Annotated in this window: 16 protein-coding genes; 12 read left to right on the forward strand and 4 right to left on the reverse strand. The window is 64.5% G+C overall.

Annotated features, from left to right (window positions below; translation table 11 throughout):
• From AC1DRD_RS19210 to AC1DRD_RS19230, 5 genes are all read left to right on the forward strand, one after another.
• A partial coding sequence (locus AC1DRD_RS19210; protein WP_478042665.1) for an MBOAT family O-acyltransferase occupies positions 1-1,073 on the forward strand: 1,073 nt, incomplete at its 5' end.
• A gap of 14 nt (positions 1,074-1,087) precedes the next feature.
• Positions 1,088-2,992: an HAD-IIIC family phosphatase gene (locus AC1DRD_RS19215; RefSeq protein ID WP_478042666.1), complete on the forward strand. Its 1,905-nt coding sequence runs from the start codon at positions 1,088-1,090 to the stop codon at positions 2,990-2,992.
• Positions 2,989-3,237 (forward strand): acyl carrier protein, encoded by a 249-nt coding sequence (locus AC1DRD_RS19220; protein WP_478042667.1) that lies wholly within the window; start codon positions 2,989-2,991, stop codon positions 3,235-3,237. The genes AC1DRD_RS19215 and AC1DRD_RS19220 overlap by 4 nt, the downstream gene beginning before the upstream one ends.
• Positions 3,237-4,262 (forward strand): hypothetical protein, encoded by a 1,026-nt coding sequence (locus AC1DRD_RS19225; protein WP_478042668.1) that lies wholly within the window; start codon positions 3,237-3,239, stop codon positions 4,260-4,262. The genes AC1DRD_RS19220 and AC1DRD_RS19225 overlap by 1 nt, the downstream gene beginning before the upstream one ends.
• A 153-nt stretch (positions 4,263-4,415) precedes the next feature.
• On the forward strand, positions 4,416-5,876 hold the full coding sequence (locus AC1DRD_RS19230) for a lipopolysaccharide biosynthesis protein (RefSeq protein WP_478042669.1): 1,461 nt from the start codon (positions 4,416-4,418) through the stop codon (positions 5,874-5,876).
• A gap of 18 nt (positions 5,877-5,894) precedes the next feature.
• On the opposite strand, the gene AC1DRD_RS19235 is transcribed toward AC1DRD_RS19230, so the two are convergent.
• The 4 genes from AC1DRD_RS19235 to AC1DRD_RS19250 are packed head-to-tail and all read right to left on the reverse strand — an operon-like array spanning position 5,895 to position 9,846.
• A complete protein-coding gene (locus AC1DRD_RS19235; protein ID WP_478031841.1) occupies positions 5,895-7,250 on the reverse strand; it encodes an outer membrane beta-barrel protein in 1,356 nt (451 codons plus the stop codon).
• Between the two features lie 34 nt (positions 7,251-7,284).
• Positions 7,285-8,163, reverse strand: coding sequence for a hypothetical protein (locus AC1DRD_RS19240; protein ID WP_478031842.1), 879 nt, complete (start codon positions 8,161-8,163; stop codon positions 7,285-7,287).
• A gap of 11 nt (positions 8,164-8,174) precedes the next feature.
• Positions 8,175-8,666, reverse strand: coding sequence for a glycosyltransferase (locus AC1DRD_RS19245; RefSeq protein ID WP_478031843.1), 492 nt, complete (start codon positions 8,664-8,666; stop codon positions 8,175-8,177).
• Between the two features lie 4 nt (positions 8,667-8,670).
• Positions 8,671-9,846 (reverse strand): Gfo/Idh/MocA family protein, encoded by a 1,176-nt coding sequence (locus AC1DRD_RS19250; protein WP_478031844.1) that lies wholly within the window; start codon positions 9,844-9,846, stop codon positions 8,671-8,673.
• Positions 9,847-10,273: 427 nt separating this feature from the next.
• On the opposite strand from AC1DRD_RS19250, the gene AC1DRD_RS19255 reads away from it, so the two are divergent.
• The 7 genes from AC1DRD_RS19255 to AC1DRD_RS19285 all read left to right on the forward strand — a co-directional run bounded on the left by AC1DRD_RS19255 (position 10,274) and on the right by AC1DRD_RS19285 (position 17,715).
• A complete protein-coding gene (locus AC1DRD_RS19255) occupies positions 10,274-11,524 on the forward strand; it encodes a hypothetical protein (protein WP_478042670.1) in 1,251 nt (416 codons plus the stop codon).
• A gap of 59 nt (positions 11,525-11,583) precedes the next feature.
• On the forward strand, positions 11,584-12,894 hold the full coding sequence (locus AC1DRD_RS19260) for an ATP-binding protein (protein ID WP_478042671.1): 1,311 nt from the start codon (positions 11,584-11,586) through the stop codon (positions 12,892-12,894).
• 14 nt (positions 12,895-12,908) lie between these two features.
• Positions 12,909-14,273, forward strand: coding sequence for a GNVR domain-containing protein (locus AC1DRD_RS19265; protein ID WP_478042672.1), 1,365 nt, complete (start codon positions 12,909-12,911; stop codon positions 14,271-14,273).
• Between the two features lies 1 nt (position 14,274).
• The gene (locus AC1DRD_RS19270) at positions 14,275-15,006 is read left to right on the forward strand and encodes a P-loop NTPase family protein (RefSeq protein ID WP_478042673.1); all 732 of its coding nucleotides are present in this window, start codon (positions 14,275-14,277) and stop codon (positions 15,004-15,006) included.
• Positions 15,007-15,295: 289 nt separating this feature from the next.
• Positions 15,296-15,901, forward strand: coding sequence for an exopolysaccharide biosynthesis polyprenyl glycosylphosphotransferase (locus AC1DRD_RS19275; protein WP_478031851.1), 606 nt, complete (start codon positions 15,296-15,298; stop codon positions 15,899-15,901).
• A gap of 84 nt (positions 15,902-15,985) precedes the next feature.
• On the forward strand, positions 15,986-17,113 hold the full coding sequence (locus tag AC1DRD_RS19280; RefSeq protein WP_478042674.1) for a glycosyltransferase family 4 protein: 1,128 nt from the start codon (positions 15,986-15,988) through the stop codon (positions 17,111-17,113).
• Positions 17,114-17,157: 44 nt separating this feature from the next.
• A complete protein-coding gene (locus AC1DRD_RS19285) occupies positions 17,158-17,715 on the forward strand; it encodes a polysaccharide biosynthesis/export family protein (protein WP_478031853.1) in 558 nt (185 codons plus the stop codon).
• The last annotated feature ends 3 nt before the right edge of the window (positions 17,716-17,718 follow it).

Here is a 17,718-nt window from a genome sequence, read left to right on the forward strand (position 1 = left end):
GGCCGCGCTGGGACCTGGTCGCGATCGGACTCACCTTGTTCCTCATCGGATTGTTCAAGAAGGTGATGGTCGCCGATCCGCTCGGCGTCGCGGTGCGGCCGATCTTCGTGCAGGCAGAGATCGGCGGCGTACAATTCATCCAGGCATGGACCGGCGCATTATCCTACGCGCTGCAAATCTATTTCGACTTTTCCGGCTATACCGACATGGCGATCGGCCTCGGGCTGCTCTTCGGCATTTCGCTGCCGCCAAATTTCAACAGCCCCTACAAGGCGCGAAACATCATCGACTATTGGTCGCGCTGGCACATGACGCTGACGCGCTTCCTGACCGCCTATATCTACAATCCGATCGTCGTCGCCTTCACGCGGCGACGGGCGATGAAGGGGCTTCCGCTACCGCGCCGCGGCAAGATGACCCCGGCGACGTTCGTCGCGCTGGTCGCCTTGCCGACAGGTTTCACCATGCTGATTTCGGGCGTCTGGCACGGCGCCGGCTGGCAATTCGTGATCTTCGGCCTGCTGCATGGCTTCTACCTGGTCGTCGCGCACGCGTGGCGCGCGTGGAAGATGCATCGCGGCCTTCCGTTGCAATCCGGCTCTCCGCTCACCGTCGCTGGATCGGTTCTGCTGACCTTCCTGTGCGCGACGGTCGCATTGGTCTTCTTTCGGGCGCCATCGGTTCCCGCCGCGATCGACCTGCTGCGCGGCATGACGGGATTGAACGGCGTGACGCTCCCCGGTCCGGTCGCCCGCATCCCGCTGATCGCGTCGCTGGCCGATGGCATGGGCATTGCGATCGGTTCGCTCGACAATTTCGAGGCGAGCTACGTTGTCCGTATCGTCGTCTTCCTGATCGTCGTCTGGACCTTTCCGAACGCCTATCAATGGTTGCGAGACCACCGCACGGCGCTCGATTTCAAGCCCACACCAAGCTGGACCGATCGCTTCGCCTCGATCGTGCCGTGGCGCCCGACGCCCGCGCTCGGTCTGGTGGTCGGCGCGGTCTCGACAATCACCCTGCTCTACGCGCTGTCCTCTGCGCCGAGCGAATTCCTCTATTTCCAGTTCTGATGGAGACCGATCCGATGTCGCTCCTGCCCTGGCTGCCGCCGCCGTCCGACCCGGGAAGTGACCTGCGCGCCGCCAAGGGACTCGACCCGGCCGAGCGAGCGATGGCGGCGGTACAGCTGGCGGCGTACGATCTCGATGCGATCGAGACCAACCGACTCGATCGCTTCGCCGCGAATCTGGCCGCGCCTGTCTCCGGCTCGACCCCCGTCAGGCTCGCCTTGCTGGGGTCGCACACGCTCGACCATTTGGCGCCGGCGATCCGGGTCGGGGGACTGCGTCACGGCCTGACGATCGCGACGCATATCGGCGATTATGGCCAATATCGCACGGCGCTGCTGGCTGGCGACCCGGTACTCGACGGATTCGCGCCGACCCACGTTCTGCTCGCGCTCGATCTTGAATCGATCCTCCCGACCCTGCCGATGTCGGCGGACGACGGCGAGGTCCGCGACGCGATCGCCGCGGCCGTTGCCGCGATCCGCGTCTGGTGGCAGCGTATCCGTGCTCGCTGGAACGCGCAGCCCATCCAGCAGACCTTGTTACCGCAGTCCCCGACACTCGTCGGGTCCAACGAGGCGCTGCTTCCTGCATCGCCCGCGGCGATGGTCCTCCGGCTCAATGCCGCTATCCGCGACGCGGCGATCGACGACGGCGCGTTGCTCGTCGACGTGGCGACGCGGATGCCCGGCGAGCATGGCAGCGATCGCCGCTACGATCCGGTTCGCTGGTATCAGGCGAAGCAGCTCATCAATCCGGTTTTCGCGCCGCTCTATGGCGAGTTGGTCGCGCAGGTCCTCGCCGCCGCCACGGGGCGGGCGCGCAAGTGCCTCGTGCTCGATCTCGACAACACGATGTGGGGCGGCGTCGTCGGCGACGACGGGATCGACCAGCTCAAGCTCGGCCAGGGCAGCGCCGAAGGCGAAGCGTTTCTCGCCTTCCAATATTATGTGCGGCGGCTCGCGGCCAGAGGCGTCATCCTCGCCGTGTGCAGCAAGAACGATCCCGACATCGCCCGCGCCGTGTTCGATACGCACCCCGACATGCAGCTGGCCTATACCGACATCGCCTGCTTCGTCGCCAATTGGAACGACAAAGCGGGGAATATCCGAGCGATCGCCGCACATCTCAATATCGGCATCGATAGCCTCGTGTTCATCGACGACAATCCCGCCGAGCGCGAGATCGTCCGCCGCGAACTGCCCCAGGTTGCGGTTCCCGAACTCCCGGATGACGTCGCTTTCTATCCAGAGCGGATTGCCGCGGCCGGGTATTTCGAGGCCACGGCGATCACGCGCGATGATTTCGGACGCGGCGGAAGCTATGCCGCCAACAGTCTCCGCGCCGCCGCGCTCGACGACGCGACCGACATGGATGGCTTCCTGCGCAGCCTGGAAATGAAGCTCGTTTCCGGGCCGATGGTCGCGGTCGATCGTCCGCGCGCGGCGCAACTGATCAACAAGAGCAACCAATTCAACCTGACGACGATCCGCCGCGACGAGGCGGAACTGGAACAGGTAGCACGCGATCCCGGCGCGATCAGTCTGTGCTTCCGGCTGCGCGACCGGTTCGGCGACAACGGCCTGATCAGTGTGATCGTCGCGCGCCGCGATGCCGCCTGGCCCGACGACACGCTGCTGATCGACACCTGGCTCATGAGCTGCCGGGTGCTCGGCCGCGAGGTCGAGGTGGCGGCGCTGTCCGTCCTGATCGACGCTGCCGTCGAGCGTGGCATCAACAGCCTGGTCGGCGAATATCGCCCCAGCGGGCGCAATTCGATGGTCGAACAGCATTACGAGAAGCTGGGCTTCACACCGATCACGCCGCCACAGGGTGCGGCGGAAGACGCGCGTTTCTGGCGCCTCGACATCGGCGATCGGCCAGCGCCGGCCCACCATCTCGAACTGGAGACGACCGCATGACCAGCGACGATCTTTATGCGGCGCTCGCCGATGTGATGCGCGATGTCTTCGACCGCGACGACATCGTCATCGGCCCGGAAACGACGGCGCAAGACGTGGCCGGCTGGGACAGCCAGGCGCATATCACGCTGATCGTCGCGGCCGAGCAGCGCTTTGGCGTGCGTTTTCGCACCGCCGAATTCGAATCGCTGCGCAATGTCGGCGATTTCGTGAGCCTGATCGATTCCAAGCTGGCGCCCGCCTGATGGCGACGCTCGCCGCCCCGCTCGGAAAAAGCGCGCCACGACTGGAGCCGATGCGGCGCTACTTGCTGGCGATGGTCATCGGGGCCTTGCTGATGTTCGCTACGCTGGCGGCCGCTCTGGTTTCGCTCAAGGCGTATGACACGCTCCCCCCACCGCAATTTTCCAACAGCCTTTGCATCGACGAAAAGCTGCACAGCATGCGGGCGGGCATCCCAGCCGATCCCAATCTGCTGATCGTCGGCTCATCGGCCGCCTGGCGGCACTTCAACAGCCCCGCAGCGATCGCCGCCGATCCGTCGCTGCGTCCATTCAACGCCGGCTTCTGTGGTGCACGGATGACGCAGGTACGCAAGATATCGGCCTGGCTGACGGCACGCCTACCGACGGTCAGGCACGTGCTGCTGATCGCCTCACCGCTCGATTTCGAGAATTGCACCAAGGCCGACCCATCGCAATTCGACGTGTTGGACGCCGATGCGTACGTCTTCGGCAAAGCGTCGCCGGCGCGTTTCTACGCCCGCTATTTCGATCCGCTGACGCTGGCGTACAATGCCGGGATGATCCGGACGGCGCGCGGCAGCATGTTCGCGCCCGAACCGCTTTTCCAGAACAGCTATGGCGACGCGCCGAACCAGCCCGATCGGTCGCGCGGGCTGTTCTATGGCGCGGTGAAGCTCGATCCCGCCTGCTTCGCCGCCCTGCGGCAAACGGCGCATATGCTCGAGCGCAAGGGTGTCGCCTTTGACGTCACGATCACGCCGCTGCACCCGGAATGGGTCAGCCGCTACGGCGGCGGGGCGTTCGCAACCGCGTTTCCCGACATGATCCGGACGAGCCTCGTCGGCACCGGGGCGCGCTATGATGCCACCCGGCACCAGCCCGATCCCAGGGCCTTCTACGACGCCATCCATATCCGCTGGTCGGCGACGGCCGCCTACACGCGTTCGGTGCTGGCCGAAGCGGGAGCCCGGGCCGGCGTCCACACGGCACAGGCGCTGGTCCTGGCCGGGCCCGGCCAGCGGTGACGGGGTTCTTGCCAAAGCCGGACCATCCCCGAATAGCCGGCGTGCCCGCGGCGGGATGCCGTATCGATGCGCGCAAGCAGCCATCGGGCGCCGACGCGCGCGGCGGCGGCGGCAAGACGACGGCGTGATCCGATGCCCCGGGGGTCGCATCTGATGGCATCGAACGCCAAAACCGCGCGGAACGCCGCATGGGCGGTGCTCGGCCAGGGCGCGGGCCAGATCCTCTCGCTCATCAGCTTCCTGTTCATCGCCCGTTTCGTCTCGCAGGCGAGCTTCGGGATGGTCGCGGTGAGTCTCGCGGCGATCGAAATCGTGCGGCGCGTCCTGATCGATCCGATCACCTATGCGCTCACGGCCAAGACCGATATCACCGACCGCGACTATAATGTCAGCCTGACGCTCCTTACCCTGGTCGGCGCGATCGCCTCGGGGGTGATGTTCGCGCTTGCCGGACCGCTCACGACCTTGGTCGGCACGCCGACCGCCGCGCAGCCGCTCCGCGTGCTGTCGCTCCTCCTCTTCGCCTACGGCCTCGCCGGCGCCCACGGAGCATGGCTGGTGCGCAACATGCGCTTTCGGGCGCTCGCGGTTCGATCGACGATATCGGTGGTGATCGGCGGCGCGATCGGTATCGCCATGGCGCTCAACGGCTTCGAGATGTGGAGTCTGGTAGGACAGCAGCTTGCCATCAACGCCATCAGCCTCGCGACCTTGTGGTTCTCCACCGACTGGCGTCCCCGACCCGTGCTGCGCAGGGCCGATATCAAGGAGACCTACCACTCGATCCGCCACATCTCGCTGAGCGCGGTGTGGACGTCGATCGGCAACGACGCGGATCTGTTCTTCGCCTCGGCCTGGTTCGGGCCGGCAATTGCTGGCATCTACAACGCCGCCAAGCGGATCTTGCTATCGGCCACGCTGATGCTTGTCCACGCGATCTCGGCGGTCACCTTGTCCGCTTTCGCCAGCGCTCGGGACGACGAGCATCGCCGCCACGAGCTTTGCGGTGGACTGAGGTTCACGAGCGCGATCACCGCGCCCGCCTTTGCGGGCTTGGCGGCCACAGCCCCGGAAGTCGTCCACGTCATCCTTGGCGATCGCTGGGCAGCAGTCGCGCCGATCCTGTCGGCGCTGGCGGTCAGCGGCTATCTGCTGTCGCTCGGCATCATCGCGAGTTCGGCCTTGCTGGTCGCTCAGCGGTCGCATCTCGATTCGCTGAGCTCCGCCATCGCGGCGGCAACCAATGTCATTGCCTTTCTGGCCGTGGTGCATTTCGGCCCTGTAACGCTCGCCGTTACCGTTTCGATCATGGCATTGCTGCTGGTGCCGATGCGGCTCGGCTTCGCGTTGCGCGCCTTCGGGGGCAAGTGGCGCGACGCCTGGCATGCTGTGCTGCCATCGCTGTCGGCAACGGTCGTCATGCTCGGCGGCTTGCTGATGGTGCGTTACATCCTGCCCGCGGGTCTGCCGGCGATCGAGCTGCTCGCGGCACTGAGCGCGACGGGTGCGCTGCTGTACCTGGCCGCGCTGCGACTATTCTCCAAAACGCTGTTCGAGCTCGTGCTAGGGGCGGTCGGCGTGGCGCGGTTCCACCGCGCCGTTCTGGCCGAATGATCGAGACTATCCAACCGGTCAGAAGCTGTAGCGCATCCCGAGGCTGACAGTGACGTCCTTGTAACTGGCGGCAAACGGATCGTTGTCGACCGTTCGGCTGACGAAAGCTGCCCGGCCCTCGAACGCGACGTGCCGGTCGACATTGTAGGTGGCACCGACATTGGCATCGAAGACCTTGTCGTTGCGCGGGTTGGTCCGGAAATTGTCGTAGCGATAGCCGGCGCCCGCGCGAACGATGAACCAGCGCTTGAGTTCGTAATCGGCACCGATGCTGAAGGCAGTGCTGACATAACCCGACCTATCCCGAAGCACCGCTTCCTCGACGCTCCGCGACGCTTTGGCGGATAGCGTCAGCAACGGCGTCGCGAATAACGCCACGTCGGCCTTGACCGCCAGGCCGTTGGCGTCGGTCCCGCCACCGCGGCCGAATTGGCGCCAAATATAGCCCACCCCGATCGATCCGCGCAGGAGGCGGTTGCCGGCAAAGGAGACGCCCGCGAGCGCCGTATAGGCCTTGCCCCCGAGATTGGGCACGCCCGGCGCGATGGTGGCGACGCGATAATCGACCGATTGCGCGATTCCCTGAACGAACACCGCCATGTCGGGGGTGACGCGAAAGTCGCCGCGCAGGGTGCCGCGCAGGATATGCTGGTCGCGCAAATCCTGATCGATAATGCCGACGACGGCTCCCGTCGACGTCAGCGCCTTGGTGTCGCGAAAGTTGAAGCGGGTATAGTCGACCGCGCCCATGATCCTCAGATCGCCGGACTGATGCGTCGCGCGCGCGAACACCTGGGTCTGGATATACCTTACGGGTTGGACGCGGCCATCGGGAAAGCCGCTGGAATCACGACGCTCGATCCGCTGGCCGAAGTTCGCACCGCCCTCGATGCGGGTGTCGCCCGTCAGGTCGTAGCGGCCGTAAGCGTTGACGGTGTAGCTGTCTTCATTGGCCTGGGCCTGGTTCAGGAAGCGGACAAATCGCCCACTGGCGCCGAACGCCAATTGTCCCCAGGACGGTGCCGCGTCGAGCCCAACCGCCGGACGCAGCGCGGCGAACGCCGCCGAGTCCGAGTTGCGCGCGTCGCCGAACGGGTTCGATTCATAGCCTATGTCAGCCGCGACCGACGGGTAGAGTCGCCAGATGCCGAGTGGAAAACCGATCGCATCGAATTCGGGCCGATGCCGGGTCCGCACATCCATGTCGACGTCGCCCTTGCCCCGGGCATCGGGAAGATAGACCGTCTGCTGGAGCGGCGGCAGGTCGGGCAGCGGCACTTCCTGCGCCTGCGCCGGAAATACGGCGACGAAACCGACAACCGTCCCAGCCAGCAGGCCGAGCCGATGCCGAACGCTTATCAACGATATTGTCACGGCTGTTCCCCCACGGATCAGTGTTTCTTTCAGGTCATGCTGCAAGCGCTTCCCGTCGATCGAAGGTGCGAACGAGGTCGACCGTGTTGCGGATGTTGCGCTCGCTGGAGGCACCGAACAGGATCGACCGGACATAGGGTTCGGCGACCACCCATTCGATCGCCTCCACGGCGGGAATGGCGCCGGAGGCGAACACCGACATCGCGATGACTCGCGTCGGATGCCGCGCGACGGCCTCGCGATAGGCGTCGATGCCACCCGACATGCGAAAGCCGATTTTGTTGACGTTGGCGCAGACGATTGGATTGTGCAGTCCGACCGAGGCCAGCGCCTCGACCAGTCGCGGCAAGTTCATCGTGATGAAGCCTGCCTCGGCACCGTATTTTTCGCGCACATGGTCGGCGAAGGTACGGAACGCCCCGAAATAACCGAGCCCAAGGATCAGGTCGGTGACGACATTCTGGATGAACACCACCGGCGTCGACAGACCCTCGAATGGCTTCATCTCTGCATCGATGAGCAACGTAGCGACACTATCCATGTCCCTCTTGATCATTGCCTTGCCGCCGCGCAGCGCCGTATCGAGCAACCCGTTGGACGGCAGGAACTTGCGCAACGCGTCGAAATAGCCGAGCTCGGTGACCGCATTAGCATATTTGTGCGCGTACGGCATGCACGGATAGAAGGCGTAGTTCCGCCATTCGTCGGCCGAGCGTCGCACCGCATCCGCGATCTCGGCCACGCGATCATGGGTGGTGCACATGAAGGTATTGATCCCGGCATCGCGCGCAGCCGCGAGCGTGTCGAGAACGGGCGTCAGATCGGCGAACTGCATTGCCTGCCGCCGGGCCTTTTCCTCCGACATGTGGTTGATGCCGAAAAACTGATTATCTCCGAACAGGATGCGCTCCACGTCGTCCTCCTTTAATTGACGCCCGCGCCCAGAAAGTCGCGAATCCGGTCGGTCATCGCGGGGGGCGCGTAAGGTGAAAGGCCTCCTTCTGTTTCGAGCGGGGCGTCGAGGAGGCGCGTCATCTCGGCGTGCAGGTCGGGGACGGTCTCGACGACGCGCAGCCCCGGCGTGCCGCGAAACCGGGCAACGGTATGCAATTGATGATCGGTGGTATGCTCGCCGAGCGTCGCCAGGCGCGGCAGCATGAGCAATTGCTTGCGCGCCTCGAGCGCCTGGAAGATCGAGCCAATTCCCACATGCGCGACGAACAAACTGCATTCGGTGAGCCGCCGGGCGTACAGGTCATGCGGCATCATGCGGACCCAATCGGCATGGCGCGGCTGATACGTGCCATCGCCGATCTGGATCAGCACCGGCACGTGGCGATTGGCGGCCGCCCAGTCGTCGACCGCGCGAACCAGCCGATCGAACGGCAACATTGAGCCGACCGAAGTGAAAATCATCGCATCAGCCCTGCTGCGCCATGCGCCCGAACAGCGCGAACCGGCGCCGTTTGGATTCCGGCTGCGCGGACGCGGCCATCGCCGTCGGCGCATAGGGGACCGGTCGGTTGTTGGCCGCGTCGCGGATCATCTGCAGCGTGAAATCGGTCATGGCCGCGCTGCCGAAATCGTTGACGCCCGGCATTTCCGGCGTGCGCATCGCCGACGCGAAGTTCTCGAGTTGCGCCGAATATTCCTCGCCGCGCAGATAAAATGCGGGGTGCGGCGTCAGCTCGGTGATATATTGCACCGTCCAGCCCGAATGATATTCTGCGGTCGGCACGGCGCGCGCGCCGAGGAACACCTGCAGTTCCTGCCGCTCGACGATGATCTTGCCGCAGTCGCCCCAGATCGAAAGCCTGGTCGACATCTTGCGGGCGGTCTCGTCGGCCCAGTTGACCGACACCTGCCCCGAGGCACCGTCCGGGAAAATCAGCGAGGCGTAGACCGCGTCGTCGACTTCGCGCGACCATTGCTGCGTGAGCTGCGCTCCCGAACAGGCAATCGGACGGCCAAGATACCAGTTCATCAGGTTGATGGGGTGCGCGGCGTAATCGTAGAGGCAGCCGCCGCCTTCAGCCGCCGCGCTTCGCCAGGTCCGGCTCGCCGGCTTAAGCACGACCGGGCCATAGGCCTCGGCATGGATGTGGCGGATCTTGCCGATCAGTCCATCATCGACAATCTGCTTCGCGCGGGCGAACGTGCCGAGAAAGCGATTATGATACCCGACCTGGGCGGTCAGACCGGCTTGCCGGGCTGCCCGCGACAGATCGGCGCTGTCCGACGCGGTCAAAGTCAACGGCTTTTCGCAGAAGACGTGGAGCCCGCGATCGAGCGCCTGCTGGACCATCGAGACGTGCAAGCGCGTCGGGGTGGCGATGATGATGCCGTCGAGCTCCGGCTGCGCGATCAGCGCTTGATAGTCGGAGTGAAACTTCATCCCGGTATATTTCTCGACCATGGTGCCGAGCAGCGACGAACTGTCGCACACCGCGATGACCGTCAGCCCCGGGGTTTCGCGCGCGATAGCGAGATGAGAGACGCCCATCTTGCCGAGACCCACGATGGCAATATTGAAGTCGGTCTGCATTGCTTCCCCCAGTGGCGGGACGGTCGGGAAATGCCCGCGTCCGTGCCGCATCGACGTTCGCCCTGATTGCGACGTTCGATACGAGTCCCTGATCCGACGCTAACTTTCGGGCCCGGGGAGTCAAAGCGCCCTTAAGAGCGGGTTTACCCTGTTTGGTATTACAACCGTTGAGCGCCCGCCGACACCACGCGCTGAATCACGCAATGGTGAAGCGGATATTATCTTTAGGATTACTGATTTATCGCTGGAATCAAATCGAGCATAATACTTGATCGAACGTCTTTTACTTATGCATTGTTGCCCGCCCGACCCAACGATGAAAGGTTCAAACCTTCTCGAATGAAGGTCAGGTGGGGAGATGTGGCCACTTCGTTCAATAAACGCGATAAATGAGGTGGAGGCTGCGCGTGGCTTCACCAGACGCCGGGACTCGGCCGCTCCCGGACATCCGCTCATCCCGGACGCGCGCGATGTGCGGTTGCCCAGCACGGTTATCATCGCTTTCGGGCTCGTGGCGATGCTCTACAACGCAGGCCTTGCGATCGTGAACGCGCACGTCAGGCCGCTCGCCATGACGCACGTCGCGATCACGGAATTCGTGCTGCTGTCGGCGCTCGCACTGGTCTTGTTACGGTCGGGGCTGCGGCGGAACGACATCGCCCCGGTCCTTCTCGGCACCCTGTTCGTCCTCGGGGCGCTGATCTTGTCCTTCATCAACGGCTTTCTGGTCGTGACCGCGCTGCGCAATGCCGCCATCATCGTGCTGTTCACGATGCTGGGCCACCGTTGCGACGCGCGCACGGTACGCCGGTTTGCGATCGTTGCCGTCGCGGTCGTCTTTGCGGGTATGCTCTACGAGCTGGTCGCCGTACAAAGCTACGCGACCCTGTTCGCGCCGCAATCCTATTACCACAACACGCGCGGGATCGGCGACGACACCGTCAACGAACTCGGCCTGTTCCCCAATGCGCTCGGTTTCGACGGGCGCTTCAGCTACGGCCTTTTCCAGACGCCGCGCACCTCGTCGATCTTCCTGGAGCAGACCTCGCTGGCCAATTTCGCCAGTGTGACCGCCATCTATCTGATCGCGCGGTGGCGCGCGCTGCCGACATCGGCGCGCTTCTTCCTGCTCGCCTTCACGGTCATCGCGCTGCTGTCCAACAATACCCGCATGTCGTCGACCTTCGCGCTGATCGCGCTTGCCGGCTATTTCCTCTTTCCACGGCTGCCCAGCCGCGGAACGCTCGCCTTGCCATTGCTGTTGTTGGCGATGGCGGTGGGCTTGACCCTGGCGATGGGCCCTTCCGAAAACGATGATCTGGCCGGCCGGATCGGGATGTCGGTCCACCTGCTGTCGCTCACCGATTTGCAGGCCGCACTTGGCGGGCGGGCGCTGGAAGCCGACGCCTTTCCGGACAGCGGCTATTCCTACGTGCTCTATTCGAGCTCGATCGTTGGCACGCTTTGCCTATGGCTCTACGTCGCCCTGATCGTTCCGTTCCGGTCCGATGAGCAGCGCCGCTGCGCCTGGGGCCTGTCGGCGTTCTTCTTCATCAATCTGCTGGTCGCCGGCAACGCCGTTTTCGCGATGAAGATCGCCGCGCCGCTCTGGCTGCTGGCCGGCCACATGCGATCGTCGCACTTCCGCGCCGCCGTCACGCCGCCGGCACGGCGCGCCATCCGGCCGGTCCGATCGCCGATCGTTTCAACCGCGGGAGCAACGACATGATCGGTCGCCGTCTCGCCCATCGTCGCCAAGGCCCATCGTCGTCAAGGACGCATCACACCATGCTGAGACGCTTCATCGTTTGGCTGAGCGATTGGCTGCTCGGGAGGCCGTCCGACTCGGTCGGTCCGGTCGCACTGCCCGAGCCGGGACCGCCCTGCGTCGAGCCGCCCGCGCGGCCACCGCGATCGCGAGATGTCCCGCCCGACCCGCGCACCGCGATGTTGCGGATCATCACCGCGTTCGATTCGGCCCATCCGGTGCGGCAGCGCAAGGACCTTCACGGCCGCGACGACAAGCTCGAGCTCCTGTTCGAAGCGGTGCTGTTCAATCGCCAGCATGCGATCATCCATGGCGCGCGAGGGTCGGGCAAGACATCGCTGGCGCAGGTATTCGGCGACTATGCCGATCAGCGGTCGGCGGTCGTGATCTACGCCGCGTGCGAAGCCTCGGCGTCCTTCGCCGATCTGCTGCGGCCCTATTTCGCCTTCGTCCCCGATTCGTGCGTACCGTTCAGCGAGAAGGCGAATTTCGAGCGGAACCGTGAGGCACTCTCGGGCGCCTTCGGGCCGCGCGAGGTGGTCGATTTCCTGTCCCGCCTGTCGCCCGAACGGCAGGTCATCATGATTTTCGACGAGTTCGATCGCGTCCAGAATTCCGATGTCGACCAGCAAGTAGCAACGCTGATGAAGCTCTTGTCGGACGCGCAGGTGCCCGTCCAGCTGCTCATCGTCGGTATCGCCCACACACTCGACGACTTGATCAACTGCCATCCGTCGCTGCGTCGTCATCTGATGTCGATTCCGATCGGCCGCATTTCGCAGCGTGACGTGATCGAACTGATCGACAGCGGCGCCGCGCGAGCGCGGATCGAGTTTGACGAGGCCGTCAAGACGCAGATCGTCACGCTGGCCTGCGGCTCGCCCTATCACGCCCAGTTGTTCTGCTATGTCGCAGCGATCGAGGCGACGAAGGCCGGCGCGGATACCGTCGATCTCGCCATCCTGCGGAAAGGCCTCGAGCGGGCGTGCGAGGCCTGGGGAATGCTCAATCAGGACGATCATGACCGCTTCCTGGCGCTCGCCACGTCGAACGCCGCGGATGCCGCGCGCGCCGAACTGGCCGCGCGCGAAGCGGCCGGCAAGGACAGCCTGTGCCCCGACGCGGCGACCGCCGAACTGCTCGGCGACGCGCTGGTCCCAGGCGGCAGCGCCGGCCGATACGTCTTTCGCGACAGCACAGCGCCGCAATTCCTGCTGGCGATGATGGCGCTCGAACGCGCGCTGGCGAACACCAAGGCAGACGACGCGAGGGATGGTTCGGATCCGGATGATGGCGATCTGCCGTCGTTGCCGCTGTCGATCGCGGTTTGAGGGAGGGAGAGAAGATGTTCTCGTCGGACATGATGCTGGCATTGAAGGCGCGCTGGAAACTGGTCGTACTCGTCATGACGATCACCGCCGCGCTCGCCGCCTTGTGGGTGGCGACCACTCAGCGCGTCTATATCGCACGCGCGTCGCTGCTGTTCGACGGCGGACCCAATCCGTCGGTTCAAGAAAATGGCGCAGCGAAGGACAATCAATCGCTGCTGGGCACGCAGGCCGACCTCATCAAGAGCAGTTCGGTCGCTCACCGCGTGGCCATCGCCAACCGCCTCTCCGGCAACGCTGCCCTGACAGCGGCGTGGAGGCAGTCCGGCGCCAAGGGGCCATTCGATTCCTGGCTGGTGCAATATTTGCTCGCCAGCGTCGAGGTGACGCCGGAGAAAGACAGCAACGTCCTCGCCGTCGGCTTCAAATCGGGTGATCCTGCCTTCGCCGCCCGGATGGCCAATAGCTTCGCGCAGCAATTCGTCTCGGCCCGGCTGCAGATCAGCACCGACGCGGCGAAGCAATATGCCAGCTGGTTCCAGCAGCGCACGACCGAGGTCCGCCGCAACCTGGAAGCCGCGCAGTCCAAACTCGGCGATTTCCAGCGCAGCCATGGCATGGTCAGCGGCAACAGCCTGGCGCTCGAGGCCGACCGGCTCAGTTCGTTGTCGACCCAGCTGGCGAGCGCGGAAAGTAGTGCCGCTGATCTGCGCGCGCGCGCCGGGACGCGGGTCTCGCGCTCTCCCGACGTCCAGTCCAGCGCGGTCGTCGCGAGCTTGCGCCAGCAGATAGCCTCCACCGACGCGAAAGTCGCCCTGCTGTCATCGACCTACGGCGACAACCACCCCGACTTGGTGGCCGCGCGGTCGGAACTGACCACGCTCAGGGCAGAACTCGGCAATGCGACCGCGGTCGCCAGCGAGGCGGTGCGGATTGCAAGCTCGGCCGCCTCCTCGCGCGAGGGGCAGCTGCGCGGCCTGGTCAACGGCCAGCGCGGCCGCATGCTTCAACTGACCGGTTTTCAAAGCCAGTTCGAGGCGCTGCAAAGCGATGTGACGACGGCACAAAACGCCTACGACGCGGTTACCCAGCGCCTCAACCTGATGCGGTTGCAAAGCGGCTTGCCGACCACCAATGTCCAGCAGATCGACCGCGCCACGCGGCCGTTGCTGCCGGCCAGCCCCAACGTGCCGCTGCTGGCGTTGCTGGCGTTGCTCGGCGGGCTGGTGCTCGGGATCATCGCGGCGATGGTCAGCGAATGGCGGTCGCCATTGGTCCGCTCGGCCGGCGGACTGTTCGACTCGACCGGCCTTCCCGTGCTGGGGAACTTCACCTTCGCGACTTTCCGGCCGGAGCCCGCGCTAGCCTTGAGGGGAATCTGAGATGCGTATCCGATCGAGCGAAGGCAGTGCCGTTAAACTGGCCGGGCATGAAACCGGCCTCGACGACGATACCGCCGCCGTCCGCGACATGCTGTTCACCCCCGGCAATGGCCAGCTGAGCTCCTATGCCAAGGCGGCCTTCGACCCTGACGATCCGGTGTCGCGTACCGCCCGATCGATCAGGATGTCGATCTCCAGCGCCGCGACGAGCGCCGCGCCCATTCGATGCGTCGCTGTCCTCAACATCGACGCATCGTTCGAGGCTTCGGTACTCGCCGCGAACCTGGCGATCACCTATGCTCAAGGCAACGTTCGCACGGTGATCATCGACGCCACCGCCATCGATGCCCTGCATCATGAACTGCTCGGCGTAAGCGAGGGCTACGGCCTCACCGCGGTGCTCAACGGCGACGTTGATGCGCTATCGGCGATCGAGGCCACGCGGGTCCGCAATCTTTTCGTTCTGCCGGTCGGCACCGCCAGCCAAAACACGTCACTGCTGCTCGATGGCGAACGGTTCCATGGCCGCGTCATGCCATTGCTCGACAGTTTCGGGATGATGATCGTCGATGTCGGCATGGTGTTCGAGGATCCGCCGGCATTTTGCGAAACGCTCGATGCTGCCGTGCTCATCGTCCGGCGCAATCGCACCACCATCGCCGCGATCCAGCACCTGGTCGGTCGTCTGGGCGACATGAAGACACGCGTTGTCGGTACCCTGATCGTCGGCTGAAACGGCGTTCGACTCGGCGCTGCCCGATTGCTCCCGACTAGTTGTCCTGAAGACTCGGCCCTTAAGGATTAGGCGGCCCCTTCAGCTAATTCCTATGAACGATTTGTTAACTACCGGCTACGTGATACTTTCATAATCACCAATAGAGGCGAGCATGATTTACGCCTCTCAATAGACCGGTGACCTAATGGCAAATATCGGCAGCATATCGTCACACCAATATTTGGGTGGAACTCGCGACAAACGGCGCGAAACATATAAGGCGAACCTCGAGCCGTTGGGCAGGTCGATGCCAGCGCGGCCGGCTTATTCCCGCCCGAAACGGGCGCTCGACATCGTCGCGTCTCTGCTCGCGCTGCTGCTTTTCCTGCCCATCTTTGCCGTCGCGGCGTTCCTGATCCGGGCGACCAGCCCCGGTCCGATCATCTTCCGTCAGCATCGCTCCGGCTTGGGTGGACAGCCGTTCGAACTGTTCAAGTTCCGGACGATGCATGTCGCCGAAGATGGCGAGCATATCCGGCACGCGATGCGAGGCGACAGCCGCGTCACGCGGATCGGCGCGATACTGCGGGCAACCAGCATCGACGAACTGCCGCAACTGATCAACGTGTTGCGCGGCGACATGTCGCTGGTCGGCCCTCGTCCCCATGCGCTGGCGCACGATCGGCATTACGGCTCGCTGATCCACGGCTATGCCAAAAGGTTCATGGTCAAACCCGGCATCACCGGCCTTGCCCAGATACGCGGCCTGCGCGGCGAGATCGATGAATTGTATTCGATGGAACGGCGCGTGCGCGCCGATCGCGAATATATCGCGAGTTGGTCGCTGGCTTGCGACCTGCGCATCATCCTGCTCACGCTGCCGCGCATGCTGGGCGACCCGCATGCGTATTGATCGGTGATGCACGGCGGCATGCCTGGGCCGGCCGGCTTGCGAATCACGCATGTGGTCCGGCAGTATCCTCCCGGGATCGGCGGCATGGAGAATTTCGTTCGGGCGCTCGCCGAGCGCCAGGCCGCGGCAGGGCACCGCGTCCGAGTAGTGACGCTCAACCGCATCTTCGACGGCCCAACCACTACTCTGCCCCCGGTCGATTTGCGCGGCGGCGTCGAAATCCGGCGCGTCGGTTTTGTCGGTGGCATTCGCTATCCGCTCGCCCCGGGCATCCTTCGCCAGCTCGGCCGGCCCGACATGGTCCATGTCCATGGCATCGAATTCGCCGCCGACTATTTGAGCTGGACGCGGTGGCTGCACCGATCGACGATGGTCGTTTCGACGCACGGCGGGTTTTTTCACACCCAGTTCGCGCACACGATCAAGCGCCTCTGGTTCAACACCCTCACGCGCTTCACGCTGCGCCGCTATGCGGCAGTCCTGGCATCGAGCGTGCAGGATGCCGAAACCTTCCGTCGGATCGCACCCGACCGCGTCCATGTCGTCGAGAACGCGGTCGATACCGAGCGCTTCACCGGACTCGCCAATCGCACCGGAAAGACCATGATCTATTTTGGCCGGCTGGCGCCCAACAAAGGGCTCGAGCGGCTGCTCCGCTGGTTCGCCAGGCTTGCCGCTCGCGATCCCGAATGGCGGTTGATCGTCGCGGGTAAAGCGATGGGCGTTTCGCAGGCGTCGCTGCGGTCGCTGTGCGACGACCTGGGGATCGGCCGGATGGTGGAATTTCACGTATCGCCGAGCGACGCGGCACTGTCCGCGCTGATCGCGCGGTCGCGCGTTTATGTCTGCGCGTCGACCTATGAAGGGTTCGGCCTGGCGGCGGTCGAGGGCATCGCTGCCGGTCTCTATCCCCTGCTGAGCGACATTCCGGCGTTCCGCCGCACGCTCGATCGGATCGGCTTCGGCACCGCGATCGATTTCGACCGCGACGACGGCGTCGATCGGTTCCTGACCGACCTTTCCTACTATTCGTGCGACGACGCCGAGCGCGACCGCCTCGACGATCGCCTTGAAACATTCGGCTGGCCGCGCGTCCTACGCGATGTCGAAGCCTGTTACCGCGCCGCGCTCGCCCCCCGGGCGAAAACGCCGGCACGGCCAGATCATTTTGTGGAGGAGGCCCATCGCGGCATCGCGGTTCCGCCGAGTTGATGCGGGATCGCGCCACGTCGTGACGGCTTCATGGGGAGAGTGTCATGAGGATTTATCGAACGTTCATCGCGCCGGCACTGGCAGTCGCGGTCGCCGGATGCGCCGCCGAGTCGCTGCCGGTCGGGCCGCCGCCACAGGCCACCGCCTACACGTTGGGCGCCGGCGACAAGATCCGCGTGACGACCTTCGGTTTCGAGAATCTGAGCGGCGAGTTCATCATTGGCGCCGACAACGCCATCGCGCTGCCGCTGATCGGGACGATTTCGGCAAAGGGCGCGACGCCGGTCGAACTGCAGGCAAAGATCACCAATGCACTGCTTGACCGCAAGATCGTGCGTGATCCCAGGGTATCGGCCGAAGTCATCGAATATCGACCCTATTACATCCTCGGCGAAGTCGGCAAACCGGGGCAATACCCCTTCACCAACGGCCTCACTGTGCTGAAGGCGGTCGCGACCGCCCAAGGCTTCACTTATCGCGCCAATGAGAAGACAATCTTCATCACCCGCGACCTGACCAACAGCGAGATCACGGTCCCGCTGACGCCGTCGACGCCCGTGCGCCCCGGCGACACCGTGCGCATCGCCGAACGCCGGCTTTGAGTT

It is taken from the genome of Sphingomonas sp. P4_G2 (assembly GCF_056401155.1).

Bases quoted from the DNA above. Each gene is read 5' to 3' on its own strand.
- AC1DRD_RS19215 (WP_478042666.1), top strand. From the start codon at position 1,088: ATGTCGCTCCTGCCCTGGCTGCCGCCGCCGTCCGACCCGGGAAGTGAC.
- AC1DRD_RS19220 (WP_478042667.1), top strand. From the start codon at position 2,989: ATGACCAGCGACGATCTTTATGCGGCGCTCGCCGATGTGATGCGCGAT.
- AC1DRD_RS19225 (WP_478042668.1), top strand. From the start codon at position 3,237: ATGGCGACGCTCGCCGCCCCGCTCGGAAAAAGCGCGCCACGACTGGAG.
- AC1DRD_RS19230 (WP_478042669.1), top strand. From the start codon at position 4,416: ATGGCATCGAACGCCAAAACCGCGCGGAACGCCGCATGGGCGGTGCTC.
- AC1DRD_RS19245 (WP_478031843.1), bottom strand. From the start codon at position 8,666: ATGATTTTCACTTCGGTCGGCTCAATGTTGCCGTTCGATCGGCTGGTT.
- AC1DRD_RS19250 (WP_478031844.1), bottom strand. From the start codon at position 9,846: ATGCGGCACGGACGCGGGCATTTCCCGACCGTCCCGCCACTGGGGGAA.
- AC1DRD_RS19260 (WP_478042671.1), top strand. From the start codon at position 11,584: ATGCTGAGACGCTTCATCGTTTGGCTGAGCGATTGGCTGCTCGGGAGG.
- AC1DRD_RS19265 (WP_478042672.1), top strand. From the start codon at position 12,909: ATGTTCTCGTCGGACATGATGCTGGCATTGAAGGCGCGCTGGAAACTG.
- AC1DRD_RS19270 (WP_478042673.1), top strand. From the start codon at position 14,275: ATGCGTATCCGATCGAGCGAAGGCAGTGCCGTTAAACTGGCCGGGCAT.
- AC1DRD_RS19275 (WP_478031851.1), top strand. From the start codon at position 15,296: ATGCCAGCGCGGCCGGCTTATTCCCGCCCGAAACGGGCGCTCGACATC.
- AC1DRD_RS19280 (WP_478042674.1), top strand. From the start codon at position 15,986: ATGGAGAATTTCGTTCGGGCGCTCGCCGAGCGCCAGGCCGCGGCAGGG.
- AC1DRD_RS19285 (WP_478031853.1), top strand. From the start codon at position 17,158: ATGAGGATTTATCGAACGTTCATCGCGCCGGCACTGGCAGTCGCGGTC.